The sequence below is a fragment of the Cutibacterium sp. KBN10P07758 genome (assembly GCF_050286205.1).
GTDB lineage: Bacteria > Actinomycetota > Actinomycetes > Propionibacteriales > Propionibacteriaceae > Cutibacterium > Cutibacterium acnes.
In genome coordinates this window covers 1,134,401-1,153,759 of sequence record NZ_JBNNQV010000001.1, presented here as the reverse complement: position 1 = coordinate 1,153,759, position 19,359 = coordinate 1,134,401, and the positions used below count along the sequence as shown (strand labels likewise).

The window sequence follows — 19,359 nt, the reverse complement described above, 5'->3', positions numbered from 1 at the left end:
ATGTGTACTCTCCCACTGTAGACGTAGCCGACGACGGTGCGGCGTACCAGGAGGTAGGGATGGGACTGGGCTGGCTCGATGATGCCGCGTTCGCCTTAGGCACCGAGCTGTCACTGAACAAGGTACTTCACGAGGGGGTGCGCACTAGCGTAGCCCGGTGCTGGGTAGATGGTTCGACGACAGCAACTGCGGGCGCGCGAACGGTCATAGCGAAATGTTTCCGATCAACATCGATGTCACATAATTCCGGCGGGCTGGGGATTGTCCGCGAGATTGCCGGTTTGGGGTGTCTTCCGGAGGCACCGCGGCTGTATGCAGCTGACCTAAGCCTGGGCGTAGTGGTTATGGGCGACGTGTCAGGGATGACCTTGGAATCGATCTTGACCGGCAACGACCCCTCAGCCGCTCTCATCGCCGCACAGATGTGGGGGCGAGCAACGGCGACCGTTATGGCGGCATCGATGCGGGAAATGTCTGATCGAGCGGCACGCGACGAGGTCATCCCCGCATTCCAGGACACCATCCGTCGTCTTGACCCACAGACGCGCTCAGCGGGTGGTCCAGCCTCGCCTCGTCTGCCAGGGCGAGGCCTGGAAAAAATGTGCGCTGCGCTAGAGACTGAAGTACCCGATGATGCGGAGCTCGACTTATTTGAGTCGCTACGAGGAGCCGAAGGAACCGAGGTCGTCACCCAAGCAGACCCGTGTCCAGGCAATGTGCTCGTCACCGAAGATCACGCCAGATTCGTCGACTACGAGGCCACCTCCATTCACCACCCGGCGGTCGACGTCGTCAATCTGGTGATGCCGTGGAGCAGTTGTGACGGGCTCGTGGGAGTCCCCGCAGAGTTTCTCGACGCCGTCCGCGAAGGTTTCCTAGATGGTTCCCGTTACGCAGGTTCTTGGTTGGCCGATGAACCGATGATCGGTCTGGCGGGGACAGCTGCAACACTTCAGTTGACCGAGCTATCTTTAGATTCTCTTCGTCGACACCATCCGAATCAACGAGGCGACATGGCTAGGCGTGCAATGGTGCACCGCTGGACATGGGCCGCAACACATGGCGTGCTGACACCGATCATCGCGGATCTGTGCGGGCGAATGGCGCATCGCGCAGTTCAGGATTGGGGATGGTCCAAACATCTGACCGTTGCAAACTGTTTTTCACACGAGAAACTCAGGAATCAGAGATGAACTCAATTTAATCAAGATTATGTCTGCACGCAAGGAATTTGGTGGCGTTATCACCTTCATCGTCCATCCAGATTTCATTCGGGATAATCGATTTTACCCGGTCATCCCGAAGACCATTCAAATGGTCATCAACGAAGCTGCGACCCGACCCGAGAAGCTGTACTTCATAGACCAGGACACGAGCGCTCCTGTCAAAAATACGGACAGCGAGATGCTCGTCATGGATGTCTCGGTCTTTACCGTTGGCAGAAATCTCGACAACTTAGTGGTCATGATTAATTTAGGAAAGTACTGGGGAAGCGGACCGGACGACGTCCCCAGAGCTGTCATTCGCACCCTCAGCCGGCCCTTGTCAGCGATCATGTTTGAAGAGATCCCCGAGCCACCACTAGACAAGAATGAAGAGGGATACTACTCTTTCATCTTAACATAGTCGGGCAAACCCACCCGTCTTTATTCAACTGGCGGCGCGCTATCCCCACCACCATGTCGAAGTCCAGTCGATTTGACCGTGAGTACTCGATCAAATCGACTGGACTTGGGCCTCGACACGCCTGGGCGACAATTCATCGCTCGGCGAATTCGTCACACACCTTCACTAGTTCGGAGGCAATTAATGGCTCAAATGCAGAGTGACCTGCCATCACGATTCGCAGATCGGCACTCGGCAAGGCTCGCGACAAATCGACGGCCGTGACGTCGGGGCAGCACATGTCGTAGCGTCCCTGAACGATAACAGTCGGGATGTCGGCCAGCTTGTGGGCATCACGCAGCAACTGCCCCTCAACCATGAACCCATGATTGACAAAGTAGTGGTTCTCGATGCGGGCGAAGGCCAGCGCGAAGTTTGGATCCGAGAACTCCTCGATGTGGGACGGGTCGAAGGACAACGAGGTCGTCACGCCCTCCCATGTCGTCCAGGCCACCGCGGCAGGACCGTGGACGTCGGGGTCGTCGTCCCACAGCAGGTCGTAGTAGGCGGCAATGTTGTCACGAGAAAAGTCATGCCCGACGCGGCGCAGCGGCTCGCAGAACTTGTTCCACAGCTCCGGGAAAACCTCGGAGGCACCGAAGTTGTAGTACCAGTCCAACTCCTGCTCACGCATGGTAAAGATGCCACGCAGCACGAGTTCGGTCACCCGCTCGGGATGGGTCTCGGCGTAAGCCAGCGACAAGCAGGATCCCCACGATCCGCCAAAGACCTCCCAGCGCTCAATGCCAAGCAACTCCCGGATCTTCTCAAGATCCTCAACAAGTTTCCACGTCGTATTGGTGGCCATCTCACGTGGAGTGTGAGCCTGGGCAATGTGCGGGGTAGACAGACCGCAGCCCCGCTGATCCAAGATGATGATGCGGTAGGCATCGGGGTTGAAGAAGCGACGCCGCTCGGTACCACCGCCACCACCAGGGCCACCATGCAGGAAAACCACCGGCTTGCCCTCAGGGTTGCCGCACTGTTCGACGTAGAGCTGCTGACCGTCACCCACGTCAACCATCTGGGTGTTATAGGGCTCAATCGGCGGATAGAGATCCCGGTGCGGGGTGATGTCCAGCTCGGAAGTAGCAAGAGTCACGGAAACCTCCTGTGGTCATGATCGTCATCTCGATGATATGCGCCAACACGGTTACCATTTCGCCGTGACGTCACACTCCACCAGCCTCAAATCATCCGCGGCATCCCGCCCTGCGTATGCCGATCGAGGGTCGGGGCACTACGACATCCTGCTCACCCTCATGTGCGTTGTCGTCATCCTGTCGAATATCGGCGGTTCAAAAGGGGTGCAGCTCGGCCCCATCACCACCGATAGCGGCTTTTTCTTGTTCCCGCTGGCCTATGTCATGGGAGATATCACCACCGAAATCTACGGGATCAAGGCAGCACGCCGCGCGATCGTCATGGGGTTTATCTGCGCGATCCTCTCTGTGCTGTGCTTCTGGGCTATCATCGCCCTTCCTGGATTCACCGATACCTACTCGGTAGCCCATGACACCGCCCTAAAAATGGCCCTCGGTCCGCTATGGCAGATGGTGCTCGCCGGAGCATGCGGATTTCTGGCCGGACAGTTTACAAACTCGGTCATCATGGTTCGACTCAAGGCCAAGTGGTTAGAGCGCGGTCTGGTCGGCCGACTGATGGGATCCACCGGTGCTGGCGAGGCCGTTGACACCATCATCTTCTGCGCGATCGCGGCACCTGTCGTCGGAATCACCAGCTTCGGCCAATGGTGCAACTACGCCTTCTTCGGGTTCTTGTGGAAAACCCTTGTCGAGTACGCCTGCATCCCCATCACGACTCGGATCATCGCCTGGATCAAAAAACACGAGCCAAGCTATCAGGAGAGGCTGGCAGTGGCCCGGAACTGACGCGATACCTCTGAATCATTGTCTCCATTCCTGCCAAGAAATGTCGATGGTGACGTTGCCGCCCGGTTTTCAGACCACTTCTTGGCAGGTATGGATGACATTACCGCTCGACCGTCGCGACGAAGCAAAACGGTGCGAGTTCCATCGGGGCCTGCCCCGTCAGATGCCATGACGTCGGACGTCACGCCACCGATTCGTTCTGCTTCCAGGCGTTCTTGAAGCTGACCCGACCGTTGGTCTGCAGGATCGAGCGTCGATAGATCCTCTCGCCGGCCAATACCGCAAACACGGTGAAACCGAGGGTCACAAAGATCGACACGATTGGTTCCCACCACTGCGCGCGATGACCGAGCATGCGCAGCGGCATAAAGACTACCGACGCGATCGGGACGTAGCTGCCGATCTTGGCGCTCATGCCATCAGGGTTCGACATCGAGAACACCACCCAGAAGTAGATGATCATGATGAGATACATCAGCGGAGAGGTGGTGTTCTGAACGTCCTCACTGCGCGAGGCCATTGACCCCGCAGCCGCGTACAGGCTTGCCAGCGCCACGAACCCGACGAGGAAGAACAGCAGGAACCACATCACCGACCACGACATCGCGAACGTGATGATGTTCGACCATTGCGAGAAGGACACGGCGAGCATGCTCAACCCGCAAATGATGATGAGCTGTCCAACCGCCAATACCGTGTTGCCTACGATTTTGCCGATGAGCAACTGACGGGCAGGCACCCCCGTCAACAGGATCTCCACGATCCTGGACTGCTTTTCCTCGACTACTGAGTTGGCGATCATCACGCCGTAATAGATCGCCGACATCATGAACAGGACACTGAAGACGATGGCCAGCATGTATCCGACAGCCTCCGATGTGCCGTCTGAGGGCTTCACCTGTCCTGTCTGAAGAGACATCCCCTTGGTCATAGTCGACGCATCGACCCCAGCAGCCTTGGTATTGTCAGCCACCGCTGCAACAGCCACGGCTCTCTCCATGGCCCCGGTGGACGACCCGTCAGCCGAGGGCGTCTTGTCGTACCCGTCGAGATGCCATTGGCCATCCTTCTGGTGAAGATAAACCATGTTGTCGTCATTCTGGAGCTCGCGATGGGCCTCGGCCTCATCAGCAGCCCGAACCACCTCGGTCTTGTCCGTCGATCCCCTGGCAGCCAAGTCCTGCTGAGCGACCTTGACGATAGCAGCGGCCTTGTCGTCGGTCACGACCACGCTGTCATGGTCGTGCTTGGAGGAGATGATGGACAACACCACGGAGATAGCCACGATGAGAAGCACCGTGATGATCATCGAGATAATGAATCCTTTGTCGCGCAGCTTGACGTCGACCTCGCGGGAAGCGACGAGACGCCAGGCCGATGATGTGTTCGTCATGACTGGGCCGCCTCTCGGTAGATCTCGCCCAGGCTCGGGCGAATATGGGTCAACTCGACCAGTCCGCCACGGTTCATCGACTCGGTGACGATGACGTCGAGGAGACGGTCAATCTGGTTGGGATCGGGGAATTCGATGACGGCAGTGGTGCCGTCGACGTCGACAACCGTCAGGCCGGGCAGCGAGCGCAACCAGCCAAGATCGCCACGGGCTTCCACCCGGTAACGCCGGGGACCGACTTCGCGCAATTCCTCTGTCGTGCCATTGGCAACCATGCGGCCCTTGTGCAGGATGACCATGCGGTCACACAGCCGGTCAATGAGATCGAGCTGATGGGAGCTGAAGAGGACCGGGACTCCTTGGGCGGTCTTCTCTCGCAATACATCGGCCATCGCGTCCACGGCCACCGGATCAAGTCCAGAGAAGGGCTCATCGAGGATGAGGACTGCCGGATCAGCAAGCAGCGATGCCGTTACCTGGATCCGCTGCTGGTTACCCAAGGACAACTTCTGCACCTGCTCGCGGGCATGATCAGCAAGCCCGAACCTGTCTAGGTATTCCATGGCCTCGGTGCGAGCCGTCTGTGTGGATGCCCCCTTGATTCGGGCGAGGTAGACGAGCTGATCGATGACCGGCTGCTTGGGATAGAGACCTCTCTCCTCAGGCATGTAACCGATGGTGCGGCGGTCCTCAGCCGTGATCGGCCTTCCTGACCACAACACCTGGCCGGAGGTGGGCTTAAGCACTCCGACGATCATCCGCATCGTCGTCGTCTTGCCAGCGCCATTGGCTCCGACAAAGCCCGTCATCCGACCCGCCGGGATGTCGAAGTTCAGATGGTCGACCGCCACTAGGTCCTCGAAGGCCCGGATGAGTTCCTCGACCCGTACCGACACCGGTTCTCGGTGGCACATGTCCGTGTCGATCATGGCTACCTCCTGCGTCCTCGATTTGCGATCACATGACCATCACACCCAATTTCTGGTCATTGCACATCGGCGGCAAGACGGATTTCAGTCTCGGGAAGGCTCCCCCACACGGATGAGTCCCGACTCGTAAGCCAGGGCGACGAGTTGAACCCGATCACGCAGGTCACACTTCATGAGGCAATTGGAAACATGGGTCTTGACGGTGGCTGCGGAGACGACAAGTTCCTCGGCGATCTCAGCATTGGACAGGCCCCGAGCCACCAATTTGGCCACCTCGATCTCGCGGGCGGTGAGCTGTTCGGCCTTGCTGCCGGTCACCGTGCCCCCCTGGTGCACCGACCGGGCGATAACTCGCCGGGTCACCTCGGGAGCCAGCAGGGCATGCCCGTCAGCGACCTGACGCAGACCGGCGACGAGCGACTCTGCGTCAGCATTCTTGAGCATGAATCCGCTGGCCCCGGCGTCGAGAGCATCGAAGAGGTAGTCGTCCCGGTCGAAGGTGGTGAGGATGACGACCTTGACGTCGCTGAACTCGCGGATCTTCGCGGTGGCCGCGACACCATCCATGACGGGCATCTGGACGTCCATGAGGACGACGTCGGGAGCGGTTTCCTTCACTACGTCCACGCCCTCAGCCCCGTTGGTGGCCTCCCCAACAACCGTGATGTCGGGCTCCACCGCGAGGATGAGGCGGAACCCTTGACGAACTAGTTTCTGGTCGTCGACCAGCACGACGCGCATCAGTCCTCCCCCTCCTTCATGTCCTCGTCCCTCACATTCTCACCCCGACGCATCGGTATGACGGCACGAACTCGCCATCCACCGATCTTGCGTGGACCCACCTCAATGGTGCCGCCCAGGGCCTTGACCCGCTCTGACATCCCGACGATTCCCACCTCGGTCGAGGGTGCCGATCGAATCGGGCGGCCGTTGTCGGTGACCTCCACCTCGACCTCGTCATCTCTGCAGCGCACCGACACCGTCACCTCGGAGGCGCTGGAATGGGCCTCCACATTGTTAAGGGATTCCTGGACGATTCGGTAACAGGTGTGACCCAGCTGTGGACCAACCAGGGAATCATCTCCCACTCGCAGCAACCGCACCGACGCGCGCCGGGGTTCGTTGCACAGTCGGTCAAGGTCAGCCAGGCTGAGGCGGGCACGTGGCTCGTCACCGGCCCGCAAGGATCCCAGCAGGGATCGCATCTCGGTGACAGCTTCCCGGGACTCCACTTCCACGGTTGCCAAGGCCTCCCGAGCCAGATCCGGATCGACGTCAAAGGCTCGACGAGCACCTGCGGCATGGATCCCCACGACCGACACGTGATGGGCCATCGAATCGTGCATCTCCCGGGCGATCCGCAACCTCTCGTCAAGAATTGCTTGCTCAGCAAGCTGGGTACGCTGCCGTTCGATTGTAGCGGCCTGACGGCGAACCTCGGCTAGGTCTCGTGCCCACAGCCAGGACACCTGTCCCACCAATGCGGCTCCGACGACGAAGGTGACATTGACGATCACATAGGTGAGGACGAGGTAGATGACCCCCTCCCCATTGCTGTCGGGATTAATGATCTTAAGCTGCTCGGTGAGCGACCTCCCGAAGGCCATCATCATGGCGACCCAGCCCATGATGACGACGAAGACCGCCAACATCGATCCCCACGCGATTCGACGTGTCCGTACCCACACCATGAGGGAGTAGTAGGAGAAGAAAAAGGCCAAGGTCGACACCCAGTTCGTCGCCATGTACGGCGTCGCATAGGTTCCGTTAATCCAGACGAGAGTCATGACGGCGGCCGAGGTGATTGGCATCACCCGTCGGAAGGAAAGAGCTACGGCAAGGACGATGACAACGATGACATCACCTGGTCCGAGGGTGTCAAGGTGGTCCTGAAGAGCCGCCAGCAACAGCCCGCCGGCACCCACGGCCAGGGCCACGAGCGCTCCGACGAGCACGTCAACAGCGGGCAGGAACCACACGACCGGGATCTGCCAGCCCTTATGCTCCGGCACTCGGCGACGCCATAGGTCGTCCATCGCCATGAAGGACACGATCGACTCTCGCACGCCCCCGAGCGTAACGAGTGGCACTGTCAGTCTCCTCCGTCGTAAGGATGAGTTTCCGGAGAACAGCCCTGTCAGTTAACCTTGGCCAGCCTCCCGCCGTTGGCATTCCACCGCCCCATGAACTCGGTCTCGAAAGCATCGAGGTCCCCGCTACACATGGCGCCCCGAATCTGGTCGACCAGTCTTACCGTCCAACGCTCGTTGTGGATCGTCGCCAAAGTGTTCGCGAGAAGCTCCTTAGCCTTGAACAGGTGGTGGATATAGGCGCGGGAATAGTGGGTGCATGTGTAGCAGTCGCAGTCGTCCTCCAACGGGCCGAAGTCTCGCCGGAACCGCGCGGTATCAACGTTGTAACGCCCGTCAACGGTGTAGATGGCAGCGTTACGGGCCACCCGGGAGGGGTTAACACAATCGAAGGTGTCGGCCCCCGCCCGACAGGCCGCGAAGAGGTCGTCGGGCTCGGAGATGCCCAACAAGTGACGGGGACGGTCCTCGGGAAGCTCCTCAGCACACCACGTCACGATTCGTCCCAGATTGGCTTTCTCGATGGCGCCGCCAATGCCGAACCCGTCGAAGCACTGACCGTCGATCTCCATGCCTGCCAAATCCCGGCAAGCCCTACGACGCAAATCTTGGTACTGGGCTCCCTGGATGACACCAAAAAGGGCTTGGTACGGCTTGCCGCTGCGCACCTCGGTGAGACGACGATGTTCGGCCAGGCAGCGCTCAGCCCACCGTCGGGTGCGCTCCAAGGCTTCTTCCTGATAAGCGCGGGTGTTCATGAGGGTGGTCAGCTCGTCGAAGGAGAACATGATGTCGGCGCCGAGGTGGTGCTGGATGCCCATCGACACCTCGGGAGTGAAACGATGTAGATCTCCATTGAGGGGACTGCGAAAAGTCACACCGTCGTCGTCGACCATCGCCTTACGATCGGCATCAGCGGCAATGACGTCAGCCTCGGTGAGCTGGGAAACGTCCATGGCTAGGGTCTTCTTGAAACCCGCACCGAGACTGAGCACCTGGAAGCCACCGGAATCAGTGAAGGTGGGGCCCGTCCAGTTCATGAATTGGCCCAGGCCGCCCGCCTCGTCGATCAACTCCGGACCGGGCTGCAGGAAAAGGTGGTAGGCGTTGGCGAGCACCGCCTGAGCTCCCAGTTGAACCACTGACTCGGGTAACAGGGCCTTAACCGTCGCCTTGGTGCCGACGACGACGAAGGCCGGCGTCTGGATGGCACCGTGCGGGGTGTGTATGAGGCCGGTACGTCCGCAAGCATTGTCCAGACGAGAGGTGACCTCGAAGCCAAATGTCATGGAGTTATTCTTGCAGGATGTCCGGAACCCACCGACCACGCAGGTTCGCAGGCCTGCCCGAGTGAGGGTTTAGCAACCACGGCGTTATGGTGGCGTTCGTGCGCGGAGCGATCTTGGTGTTCATGGCCATCCTCTCAGTGCAGTTCGGAGGTGCCTTCGCCGCAACCCTCATCCCCCATGTCGGAGCCTTAGGCACCGTGGCGCTGCGGATGTCTTTGGCGGCCCTCGTCCTGGCGCCGATCTTTCGGCCCCATGTGAAAGGCCATAACCGCGTTGACTGGACGAGGGTGCTGGCCCTGACCATCGCCTTGGCTGGCATGAATACCGTGTTCTATTTCTCGTTGGAACGCCTGCCCCTCGGTGTTGCGGTCACCGCCGAATTTCTGGGGCCATTGGGCATGGCAGCCCTCGGAAGCCGATCCCTACGTGACTGGCTCGCCATCTTGCTGGCTCTGTGCGGAGTGGTGGCAGTCTCAGGTGCGCTTACCGCCGACTGGGCCCACCTCGATCTCCTCGGTCTGGTACTCGCCCTTGTCGCAGGTGTTTTCTGGGCCCTCTATGCCAAATCGGCACAGTTAGTTGGGATGAGCTGGTCGAAACTGGAGGGGCTGTGGTGGGCCATCCTGCTCAGTTCGGTCGTGCTGGTACCGTTTGGCTTCGCCACTGCGGGGACGCGCCTCGTCGAGCCGTACCATCTCCTCACCGGAGCGGTTGTAGCCGTGATGTCGTCGGCCCTTCCCTACAGCCTGGAAATGTACGCGCTACGCCACATCGACACCACGGTCTACGGCATCTTGACCGGTGTCGAGCCGGCCGTCGCAGCAGCCGCAGGATTCTTCATCCTCGGCCAGAACCTCACTGGGTCACAAATGCTCGGGATGGCATTCGTCGTCACTGCGGCCTGGCTCGTCATGGCCGGCGGCCGACAACGGGAGTGACTAGGCTGGCAGTAACGGATCACGACCTCGAAAGGACCATCGATGGACGTCAACTCCCGTGTGCTTGAACCGCGCGGCCTGGAGAAGGTGGCCAAGCTCATCGATAGAGGGGTGCGCATCCCGAATCCGTTGACCGTCGACATTGATGAGGCAGTCGACATCGACAACATCAGTAGTGATGGAGTAGTCATCGGGCCTGGATGCCGAATCCGTGGCCGTCGGACTGTCATCTCAGCCGGGTGCATACTCGGGGATGAGGCCCCCATGACAATCCAGGACTGCCAACTTGGCACCGGGGTCAAGCTCAAGGGCGGGTTCGCCCAGGACGCTGTTTTCCTTGACGGGGCGAGCATGGGCTCAGGTGCCCACGTCCGCGGGGGCACTATCCTCGAGGAGGAGGCCAATGGGGCCCATACCGTCGGCCTCAAGCAAACCATCCTCATGCCCTTTGCCACCTTGGGGAGCCTCATCAACTTCTGTGATGTCCTCTTGGCCGGCGGCACCTCGAGGACAAACCATTCTGAGGTCGGTTCTTCCTACATTCATTTCAACTTCACTCCCGACGGGGATAAGACGACAGCCTCCCTTTTCGGCGATGTGCCGCGCGGGGTGCTGCTCGACCGTCATCCGATCTTCCTTGGTGGTCAGGGCGGTGCTGTCGGGCCGGTAGCCACCGGATTCGGCACCGTGGTCGGGGCAGGCTCAATCCTGCGTGACGACGTTCCCGAGGATGATCAGCTCGTGCTGCCCGCTCCCCCTGCGACACGTCAGCGTCCTGTCGCCCCGAACAGCTACTCCAAGCTCAACCGCATCATCGCCCATAACGTCTCGTATCTGGGCAATTTATCTGCTCTTGAGGCCTGGTACCGACAGATTCGTCGTCTCTTCATGTCCCATGATCGCCTCTCCGGATTGGTCTGGCAAGGTGCTCTCGACAACCTCGTCTCAGCGCGGAAAGAGCGAGTCAAGAGGCTTAAATCTCTCATCGGCAAAGTCCAGCCGACCGACGCTGGGCGCGCTCAATTGATCGACAACCGTGACGCCTTCCTCTCCTCCCTCGAGACGGCTGATTCCCCCGCACCTGCCGAGATAGTGCGTCTATGCGGTGCGGCCGCCAATTCTGGGGCCAACTACCTCGACGTTATCCAGTCCTTCGACGAAGCAGCCCGGAATCAGGTCGTCGAATGGCTGGGAACAATCGTCACTGCCCAGCAGGACCGGGCGCAGGAGGTCGTTGACCAGTTGCCATTGCCGTTCTGACTACGGTGTTCTTCCTCCGTGCCGGAATCTCGCCACGAAACTGTCACTAGCTCCGGAAAAAATGACGGCGCAAGGAGGAGCCATGACGACAACTACCGACGCAATACCGAAAGTAGATGACCTACGCACCCAAGGGGTGGCAATCCTTCGTCGTCTCGTCGGTCGCAACAATGCCGATTTCCACCCTGGACAGTGGGAGGCCATAGAGGCTCTGGTTGCCCACCACCGTCGAGCGCTCGTAGTCCAGCGCACCGGTTGGGGAAAGTCAGCGGTTTACTTTGTCGCTACCTTGTTACAGCGTGCCATCGGCTCAGGCCCGACCCTCATCGTCTCTCCACTTATCGCCCTCATGCGCGACCAGGTCGCTGCCGCAAAGCGAGCTAGCGTGCGCGCAGCGGCCATCTCATCGGCCAATGCCACCGAGTGGTCCGAAATCGCCCAACGCCTCGACGCCGACGAACTCGACGTTCTATTAGTCTCCCCCGAACGCCTGGTCAATCCCACATTCGCCAGTAGGCAGCTGCCCGAGCTCATAAAGCGAATGGGCATGTTGGTCATCGACGAAGCCCACTGCATCTCTGACTGGGGGCACGATTTTCGCCCCGATTACCGACGCATCCGTAACCTCGTCTCTGCCCTACCGGTTACGATCCCAGTACTTGCGACAACGGCGACCGCAAACTCACGTGTGGTCCAAGATGTGGCCGAGCAGATTGCCCCCAGCGCCGATGATGTGTTCATCCTTCGTGGGCCGTTAGCCCGGAAATCTCTGCGACTCGGCGTACTCAATCTGCCCAACCCTTCCGAACGGCTCGGTTGGCTCGTCCAGCACCTCAGTGAACTTCCCAAGTCGGGAATTATCTACTGCCTGACTGTTTCGACGGCCGAGGACACCGCGCGTGCTCTAACCACGGCCGGTCACAATGTGCGGGCTTACACCGGACGCACCGATGCCGAAGCAAGGACCGAACTCGAGAAAGCCCTGCGCAATAACCAGGTCAAGGCCTTAGTGGCGACCAGTGCCCTGGGCATGGGTTTCGACAAACCGGACCTCGGTTTCGTCGTGCACTTGGGTGCGCCGAGCTCTCCGATCGCGTACTACCAGCAGGTAGGCCGTGCCGGTCGCGCCACCGACAATGCCGATATCCTGTTGCTTCCGGGCCCGGAGGATCCTGACATTTGGACTTACTTCGCTACCTCCTCTATGCCCACCCAAGAACGAGCCGATGCCGTGCTCAGAGCACTCGCAGGTGGTCAGGCGCTCTCTATCTCAGCTCTGGAGACGCGGGTCGACATCAGGCGTAGCCAGTTAGAGCTATTGCTTAAAGTGATGGCCGTTGATGGCTCGGTCGTGAAGGTCCGAGATGGGTGGCAAGCCACCGGCAAGCCGTGGGTGCACGACACCGAACGGTACGAACGCATCTCCCAGGCACGTCGCGAGGAACAGCAGGCCATGCTCGGCTACGAGCGCTCAAGAACCTGTCGCATGACCTTGCTCACCGGGCAGCTGGACGACCCCTCCACGACTCCTTGCGGACGCTGCGACGTCTGTGCTGGCCCGTGGTACTCAGTCGAGGTCGATCAGTCAGCCGCTGTGAGAGCCGTCCAATCCCTCAACCGGGTGGGAGTTCCGGTGGAACCACGCACCGCCTGGCCCGTGGGGATGGATGCCCTCCAGGTTGCGCTCAAGGGTCGCATCAGTGCCGAGGAGATCGCTGCAGAGGGCCGCGTCATCGCGAGACTCTCCGATCTGGGTTGGGGAGGGGCGCTGCGCGACCTACTTCGCTCCGACACCAATGGTGTCCCTATCGACGCTGAGATCACCCCGGCGTTGGCCAAGGCGTGCTTGCGAGTGTTGGCCGAGTGGGACTGGGAGCAGCGTCCAGCCGCGATAGTACGGATCCCGTCGATCACTCGCCCACACCTCATTGATTCCCTGGCCTCGGGAATTGCACGGGTTGGCCACCTGCAAGACCTTGGGTGGTTGGACCTGGCGGATGGGTCCGCACGACTACAGTCATCCACGAACTCGGCTTACCGGCTCCGTGATGTCCATGATCGGTTCAGCGTCGGACCGGGGCTGATGTCTCGGTTATCCCATCTTGGCGGGGCATCGGTTCTGCTTATCGATGACGTCATCTCTAGCCGCTGGACGATGACGGTCGCTGCACGGTCGTTGAGACGAGCCGGATCCGGGCCCGTTCTTCCACTAGCCCTCGCCCTCACAGCCTGACCCACGCCGGGTCGAGGCCGCAGCTAGGCGCCAGGCTCGATAAACAGACGTAGATTCATCACCTAAACGCGAACGTTGCCACGTCGACGAGCCAATGACGGAGCGGGACGAGCCATCATGAGGCACGATAGAAGTAGCATCAAACCAGCCAGGAGGATTTTATGTCCCTTGCCAAGTTCACCGCGCGTTCCCTGCTGTCGGCCATCTTCATCACCGGAGGTCTGGACGAGATTAAGAAAGCCGATCAGCTTTCCGAAGCTGTCGACGGGCTCCTCTCGAAACTCCCGAAATCGTCCTGTTCCCAGATCCCCGATGTCGATTCAACCTTGCTGGTCAAGGTCAACGGAGCCACCATGCTGGCCGCCGGCTCCCTGCTGGCCCTTGGCATCAAGCCGCGCCTGGCCGCCACCGTCTTGGCCGCCCAGCTCGTGCCAGTAACCGCTGCTGGACATGCCTTCTGGGAGAAGGAAGGCGCAGAGAAGCAGGGCGACCAGATCCAGTTCTGCAAAAACCTCGGCCTGATCGGCAGCCTGCTCACCGTAGCCCTCGATGGCGCCAAGTAACGTCTCGCCCTCAGCGGCGACGCATAACAACAGGGTCGGACGGATGCCATCTGTCCGACCCCGTTGTTTATGTCAGCTATAAAACCAACACAACACAACTCCTTGACAACATAAACAGACAGATCCAGACTTGTTCACAGATCGATGGGGATCCTGCCAATGATCGGCAGCTGAACACACTGGAGTTCCGATGTCACTACCTGACGCGACGATCCACAAGAACCTGCAGGGACACGGCGCACGTGCCTCCGTCCAACGGCTCGGAGGATTCCTGGCCGGCATGATCATGCCGAATATCGGAGCCTTCATCGCTTGGGGCCTGTTAACGGCTCTTTTCATCGAAACGGGATGGGCACCCAATGCAACCCTCGCCAAGCTCGTTAACCCGATCCTGACCTATCTGCTTCCCGTCCTCATCGGCTACACCGGTGGAAAGATCGTCAACGGGACACGTGGTGGCGTCATCGGCGCGATCGCCACGATGGGCGTCGTCGTCGGCGCCGACATCACAATGTTCCTTGGCGCGATGGTAATAGGTCCCTTCGCAGCGTGGCTCCTCAAACAGGTCGACAAGCTCCTCGACGGCCGGATCCATTCCGGGTTCGAGATGCTCGTAGACAATTTCGAGATCGGCATTCTCGGCATGGCCCTGGCCGTCATCGGGCACCTGGGCGTCGAACCACTCGTCTCGACTCTCATGGGCTGGCTGGCGGCCGGGGTGGGATTTCTCGTGCATCACGGTCTGCTGCCACTCGCATCTCTCCTCGTCGAACCGGCGAAGGTCTTATTCCTTAACAACGCCGTTAACCATGGCATCTTCACTCCGCTGGGCATCCAAGAGGCCCATATCACCGGACGATCAATTCTCTTCATGGTTGAGTCGAATCCCGGCCCCGGCCTTGGCCTACTACTTGCCTACCAGTTCTTCGGTTCCCGTCAGATACGTCAGTCGACTCCGGGCGCCATCATCATCCACCTCTTTGGCGGCATCCACGAAATCTTCTTCCCATACGTACTTATGAAGCCCAAGACCATTCTCGCCACCATTGCCGGGGGCATGAGCGGTCTGGCGATCGGGGTCGCATTTCATGCCGGTCTCGTTGCCCCTGCCTCCCCAGGCTCGATCATCGCATGGTTCCTCATGTGCCAGCCCGGGCACTACCTGGCCATGGTTGCCGACTTCCTCGTCGCAACTGCCGTTTCCTTTGTGGTGGCAATGCTGCTCATCCGCAAGAATAGTACCCAGGATGACGTAGCGGGTGAGGGCCAGAACCCCACTGTCCCCACCACAATCGGGGCTCAAGCCCCGCTTACCAACATCTCCAAAGTCGTCATCGCTTGCGACGCAGGCATGGGTTCCTCGGTGATGGTCGCCTCCACCATGAAGAACAGACTGTCCCGGTACGGGGTCGAGGTCGCTCACACGGCCGTCGACCAGATTCCCTCGGATACACCCCTCATCCTCACTCAAGAAGGCCTCGTCGACCGCGCCCGCAGGCGCGCCCCAAGCGCCCGTATCGTTCCCTTTACGAACTATATGAATGATCCTGCTTTCGACCGCGTCGAGACCGAGGTTCGCGCAGCACATGATGACGCCGCCACCGCGCCTACTGATAACGGAGGACTCTCCCGGGCGTCCGATGCGAACAGCCATACCCACGTCGCCATCAGCGTGCTGCCCCGCGACGCCATCCGTCTGGGACAGCGCGCCACGAGCAAGGAGGAGGCCATCACCATGGCTGGCCAGGTGCTCATTGATGAGGGCGCCGCAGACGATGTCTACGTCAAAGGCATGCTCGCCAGGGAAAAGCAGATCTCAACCTATATGGGCGAGGGGGTCGCGATCCCCCACGGTGTCGATGAGGTCCGCGACCACATCGACAAGGCCACCCTAGGCTTCCTCCAATTCCCCGAGGGCGTTGAATGGGACGGGAACATCTGCACTGTCGTCATTCCTATCGCGTCGTCCAGCGACGAGCACCTCGAGATTATGGCAGCCCTCGCAAGAATCTTGTCTAATCCCGAAACCGCCCGGCAACTTCGTGAGGCGACATGCACCGACGAGGTCCTCAACCTCCTCGGTTCCCAGCAGGCATAATCAGCGGATCTATAGAAAGGCACACATCATGAAGGCATTGAGGTTCCACGCACCCGAGGATGTTCGTCTCGAAGACGTCCCCGAACCGGAATGCAAGCCCGACGAGATCAAGATCAAGGTTCGCAACTGCTCCACCTGTGGCACCGACGTCAAGATCCTTCACAACGGCCACCAGAACATCACCGGAGTCACGACAATGGGCCACGAAGTTGCTGGCGAGATCGTCGAAATCGGCTCCGAGGTGGCTGGCGACTGGAAGGTCGGCGATTGGGTCCAGTCGATCGCCGCTGTCCCGTGCGGGCAGTGCCACGAGTGCCGCAAAGGGTGGATGCAGGTCTGCCAAAACCAGACCAGCGTCGGTTATCAGTACGACGGTGGTTTTGCGGAATATATGATCGTCCCGCCGCAAGTACTCAAGGTAGACGGCCTCAATCGCATCCCCGACGACGTCGATTTCGACGAGGCCAGCGCCGCCGAACCTTTCGCCTGCGCCATCAACGCCCAGGAACAACTCGGCATCGAAAAAGGTGACTTCCTCGTCATCTTTGGCGCCGGCCCGATCGGGTGCATGCACACCCGTATCGCGCGTGGCGTGCACAAGGTCGGCACTATCGTCATGATTGACATCAACGCCGAACGCCTCGCAATGTCAGCCGCTGCCGTCAAGCCCGACATCACCATCGACGGTTCACAGGAGGATGTCGTCGCCAAGGTCATGGAACTTACCAACGGTCGCGGTGCCGACGTCATCATCACCGCGACCCCGGCCAACATCACCCAGGAACAGGCCTTGTCCATGGCTGCCCGCAATGGCCGTATTTCTTTCTTCGGCGGCCTGCCCAAGACGAACCCAACGATCACCTGCGACTCGAACCTGATCCATTACCGTCAACTCCACATCCACGGCGCCAATGGCTCGGCCCCCGAGCACAACAAACGTGCCTTGCAGTACATCGCCTCGGGACAGGTTCCGGTTAAGGATCTCATCACCCGTCACGTCAAACTCGACGACGTCATGACGGTCTTTGATATCGTCGCCAAGGGCGAAGCCATCAAAGTGACCGTCGAGCCCTGAACCCAACGCCAAGTTCTCAATCGCAAACGGTGAGGTTAGCCATAGCCCGCAACTGGGCTAAGCCGACCACACCGGCGGTCGAGGTTCTCAATACCCCGTCCGACACCGTCACAGGGCGTGCACCGGCCGCGACGAAGGCCTCCACTTCCTGGCTGGTGATGCCACCCTCTGGCCCGACGATGAAGATGACCTCACCGGATGCCGGCAGCTCCTGATGCACCAGCGGTTCACTGGCCGACTCGTGCAAAACGTAGGCGGCCTGGGCATTGCAAATCCGCTTAACAACTTCACGGGTCTGCGCTAGTTCTACCTGCGGCACAAGAAAACGTCGAGACTGTTTGGTGGCCTCACGGGCAGCCGCTTGCCACCTCGCGACGCCCTTGGCTTGCTTGTCGCCCTTCCATCGCACGATGCTCCGATCAGCCTGCCAGGCGAGGATTTCGTGAACTCCCATCTCGGTGAGGGTCGCCACCGCCAGCTCAGCTCTATCGGACTTCGGCAATGCTTGGACGGCGACCCATCGATGCGTGGTCGCGGGAGTATGGAGGATCTCAACGGTCTCGACGCTAACTGACCCCTTCGTCACCTCAATGGCAGGGCCGCGAACGGCATGACCCTGCCCGTCGGTGACGAGAACAGTCTCACCTACCCGAATGCGTCGAACCGAGCCAGCATGGTGGCCCTCTGCATCGGTGATTTCTACCACCGATCCGGGCACAGCTGCGGCGACCTCGCCAAAAAAGCAGGGGTCACTCATCCGCCAAAAGCTTCCTTGATGCGGGAAAACATGCCGCGACCGCCTGATTTCTCTACCGACGCCGAAGCATTGGTTTCTTCCCGAGCCTCAGCTAGCTGACGCAGCAAATCCTTCTGGTGGGAGTCAAGTTTCGTCGGTGTCTGGACGATGAACGTGACACCAAGATCACCACGCCCGTTGCGACGAAGCCTCGGCACGCCTCGTTCGGAAACGACGATCCGGGTTCCGGACTGGGTGCCGGCCGGCACCTCGACAGTGACGGTCTTAGTATCCTCGGCGAAGTCCTCGCGATCGGCTTCCAACGTGTGCATGAGGACCTTCGTCCCCAGCGCTGCGGCCGTCATCGGGATGGTGACAACCATCTCGAGGTCGTCACCGTGACGGGTAAAGACATCATGGGGACTGACCGTCATCTCGATATACAGGTCACCGGCCGGACCACCTCCGGGACCGACTTCTCCCTGGGAATCGAGATGGATGCGGTTGCCGTCAGCCACTCCGGCGGGAATCTTGACGTTGATCGTGCGAGTGGTGCGTACCCTCCCCTCACCGGAACACTCCTGGCAGGGATCAGGAATGACCGTACCGTAACCATGGCAGGTCGGGCAGGGTTGGCTGGTGCGGATATCACCAAGGAAGGAGCGCTGCACGGTAATGACCTCACCGCGCCCCTGACAGGTATCGCAGGTCACAGGCTCGGAACCGGACTGTGCGCCCTTACCCTGGCATTTCGGGCACACCACTGCGGTGTCGACTTCTAACGACTTGGTAACGCCAAAAACTGCCTCGGCGAGGCTAAGACGCATTCGGACCAGAGCGTCCTGGCCACGGCGGGTACGCGAGCGCGGGCCGCGGCCACCACCAGAACCAAAGGGAGAGCTGCCACCAAACATGGCGTCAACAAGATTGGTGAAATCGAATCCAGCACTGCTAAATCCGCCTTCGCCGAACCCGCCCATCCGGGCATTGGGATCACCGCCACGATCAAAAACGGCGCGCTTTTGCGGATCCTGGAGGACTTCATAAGCCTCTTGGACCTTTTTGAACTCCTCCTCTGATCCGGGCCCGGCAACATCGGGGTGGAGTTTCATAGCCTTACGGCGATACGCCTTCTTGATCTCGTCGGCACTCGCATCATGGGAAACGCCAAGAATCTCGTAGTAGTCGTTACTCAAGA

General features: G+C 60.0%; 17 protein-coding genes. 9 read left to right on the top strand and 8 right to left on the bottom strand.

Annotation, left to right across the window (positions count from 1 at the left end; all coding sequences use genetic code 11):
- The first annotated feature begins 2 nt into the window (after nucleotides 1-2).
- Nucleotides 3-1,193: a phosphotransferase gene (locus ACOYO3_RS05690; RefSeq protein WP_002519047.1), complete on the top strand. Its 1,191-nt coding sequence runs from the start codon at nucleotides 3-5 to the stop codon at nucleotides 1,191-1,193.
- A 19-nt stretch (nucleotides 1,194-1,212) separates the two neighbouring features.
- Entirely contained in the window at nucleotides 1,213-1,626 is a 414-nt protein-coding gene (locus tag ACOYO3_RS05685; protein ID WP_002515444.1) for a hypothetical protein, read from the top strand.
- Between the two features lie 133 nt (nucleotides 1,627-1,759).
- On the opposite strand, the gene pip is transcribed toward ACOYO3_RS05685, so the two are convergent.
- The gene (gene pip, locus ACOYO3_RS05680) at nucleotides 1,760-2,767 is read right to left on the bottom strand and encodes a prolyl aminopeptidase (protein WP_002517848.1); all 1,008 of its coding nucleotides are present in this window, start codon (nucleotides 2,765-2,767) and stop codon (nucleotides 1,760-1,762) included.
- Between the two features lie 37 nt (nucleotides 2,768-2,804).
- Between pip and ACOYO3_RS05675 the strand changes: the two genes are divergently transcribed.
- On the top strand, nucleotides 2,805-3,557 hold the full coding sequence (locus ACOYO3_RS05675; RefSeq protein ID WP_002515537.1) for a queuosine precursor transporter: 753 nt from the start codon (nucleotides 2,805-2,807) through the stop codon (nucleotides 3,555-3,557).
- 181 nt (nucleotides 3,558-3,738) lie between these two features.
- Here ACOYO3_RS05675 and ACOYO3_RS05670 read toward each other — a convergent pair whose 3' ends face one another.
- The 5 genes from ACOYO3_RS05670 to tgt form a co-directional block, all read right to left on the bottom strand.
- Nucleotides 3,739-4,950, bottom strand: a complete 1,212-nt coding sequence (locus ACOYO3_RS05670; RefSeq protein WP_002520450.1) for an ABC transporter permease — start codon at nucleotides 4,948-4,950, stop codon at nucleotides 3,739-3,741.
- Nucleotides 4,947-5,879, bottom strand: a complete 933-nt coding sequence (locus ACOYO3_RS05665) for an ABC transporter ATP-binding protein (RefSeq protein WP_002515665.1) — start codon at nucleotides 5,877-5,879, stop codon at nucleotides 4,947-4,949. The genes ACOYO3_RS05670 and ACOYO3_RS05665 overlap by 4 nt, the downstream gene beginning before the upstream one ends.
- An 84-nt stretch (nucleotides 5,880-5,963) precedes the next feature.
- Entirely contained in the window at nucleotides 5,964-6,620 is a 657-nt protein-coding gene (locus ACOYO3_RS05660; RefSeq protein ID WP_002519049.1) for a response regulator, read from the bottom strand.
- On the bottom strand, nucleotides 6,620-7,969 hold the full coding sequence (locus tag ACOYO3_RS05655; RefSeq protein WP_002515606.1) for a sensor histidine kinase: 1,350 nt from the start codon (nucleotides 7,967-7,969) through the stop codon (nucleotides 6,620-6,622). The genes ACOYO3_RS05660 and ACOYO3_RS05655 overlap by 1 nt, the downstream gene beginning before the upstream one ends.
- A gap of 47 nt (nucleotides 7,970-8,016) precedes the next feature.
- Nucleotides 8,017-9,258 (bottom strand): tRNA guanosine(34) transglycosylase Tgt, encoded by a 1,242-nt coding sequence (gene tgt / locus ACOYO3_RS05650; RefSeq protein WP_002515674.1) that lies wholly within the window; start codon nucleotides 9,256-9,258, stop codon nucleotides 8,017-8,019.
- An 86-nt stretch (nucleotides 9,259-9,344) separates the two neighbouring features.
- On the opposite strand from tgt, the gene ACOYO3_RS05645 reads away from it, so the two are divergent.
- The 6 genes from ACOYO3_RS05645 to ACOYO3_RS05620 all read left to right on the top strand — a co-directional run bounded on the left by ACOYO3_RS05645 (nucleotide 9,345) and on the right by ACOYO3_RS05620 (nucleotide 17,425).
- Complete coding sequence (locus tag ACOYO3_RS05645; RefSeq protein WP_002525022.1) at nucleotides 9,345-10,196, top strand: EamA family transporter; 852 nt, start codon at nucleotides 9,345-9,347, stop codon at nucleotides 10,194-10,196.
- A 42-nt stretch (nucleotides 10,197-10,238) separates the two neighbouring features.
- Complete coding sequence (locus ACOYO3_RS05640; protein ID WP_002525023.1) at nucleotides 10,239-11,456, top strand: UDP-N-acetylglucosamine pyrophosphorylase; 1,218 nt, start codon at nucleotides 10,239-10,241, stop codon at nucleotides 11,454-11,456.
- 61 nt (nucleotides 11,457-11,517) lie between these two features.
- Complete coding sequence (locus ACOYO3_RS05635) at nucleotides 11,518-13,689, top strand: RecQ family ATP-dependent DNA helicase (protein WP_002525024.1); 2,172 nt, start codon at nucleotides 11,518-11,520, stop codon at nucleotides 13,687-13,689.
- A 161-nt stretch (nucleotides 13,690-13,850) separates the two neighbouring features.
- Complete coding sequence (locus tag ACOYO3_RS05630) at nucleotides 13,851-14,252, top strand: DoxX family protein (RefSeq protein ID WP_002515656.1); 402 nt, start codon at nucleotides 13,851-13,853, stop codon at nucleotides 14,250-14,252.
- A gap of 190 nt (nucleotides 14,253-14,442) precedes the next feature.
- Nucleotides 14,443-16,350, top strand: coding sequence for a PTS mannitol transporter subunit IICBA (locus tag ACOYO3_RS05625; protein WP_002515640.1), 1,908 nt, complete (start codon nucleotides 14,443-14,445; stop codon nucleotides 16,348-16,350).
- Nucleotides 16,351-16,378: 28 nt separating this feature from the next.
- On the top strand, nucleotides 16,379-17,425 hold the full coding sequence (locus ACOYO3_RS05620; RefSeq protein WP_002515577.1) for a zinc-dependent dehydrogenase: 1,047 nt from the start codon (nucleotides 16,379-16,381) through the stop codon (nucleotides 17,423-17,425).
- A 16-nt stretch (nucleotides 17,426-17,441) separates the two neighbouring features.
- On the opposite strand, the gene ACOYO3_RS05615 is transcribed toward ACOYO3_RS05620, so the two are convergent.
- Nucleotides 17,442-18,182, bottom strand: a complete 741-nt coding sequence (locus tag ACOYO3_RS05615) for a 16S rRNA (uracil(1498)-N(3))-methyltransferase (RefSeq protein ID WP_427305804.1) — start codon at nucleotides 18,180-18,182, stop codon at nucleotides 17,442-17,444.
- On the bottom strand, nucleotides 18,179-19,357 hold the full coding sequence (gene dnaJ, locus ACOYO3_RS05610) for a molecular chaperone DnaJ (RefSeq protein ID WP_002517898.1): 1,179 nt from the start codon (nucleotides 19,355-19,357) through the stop codon (nucleotides 18,179-18,181). The genes ACOYO3_RS05615 and dnaJ overlap by 4 nt, the downstream gene beginning before the upstream one ends.
- Between the last annotated feature and the right edge of the window lie 2 nt (nucleotides 19,358-19,359).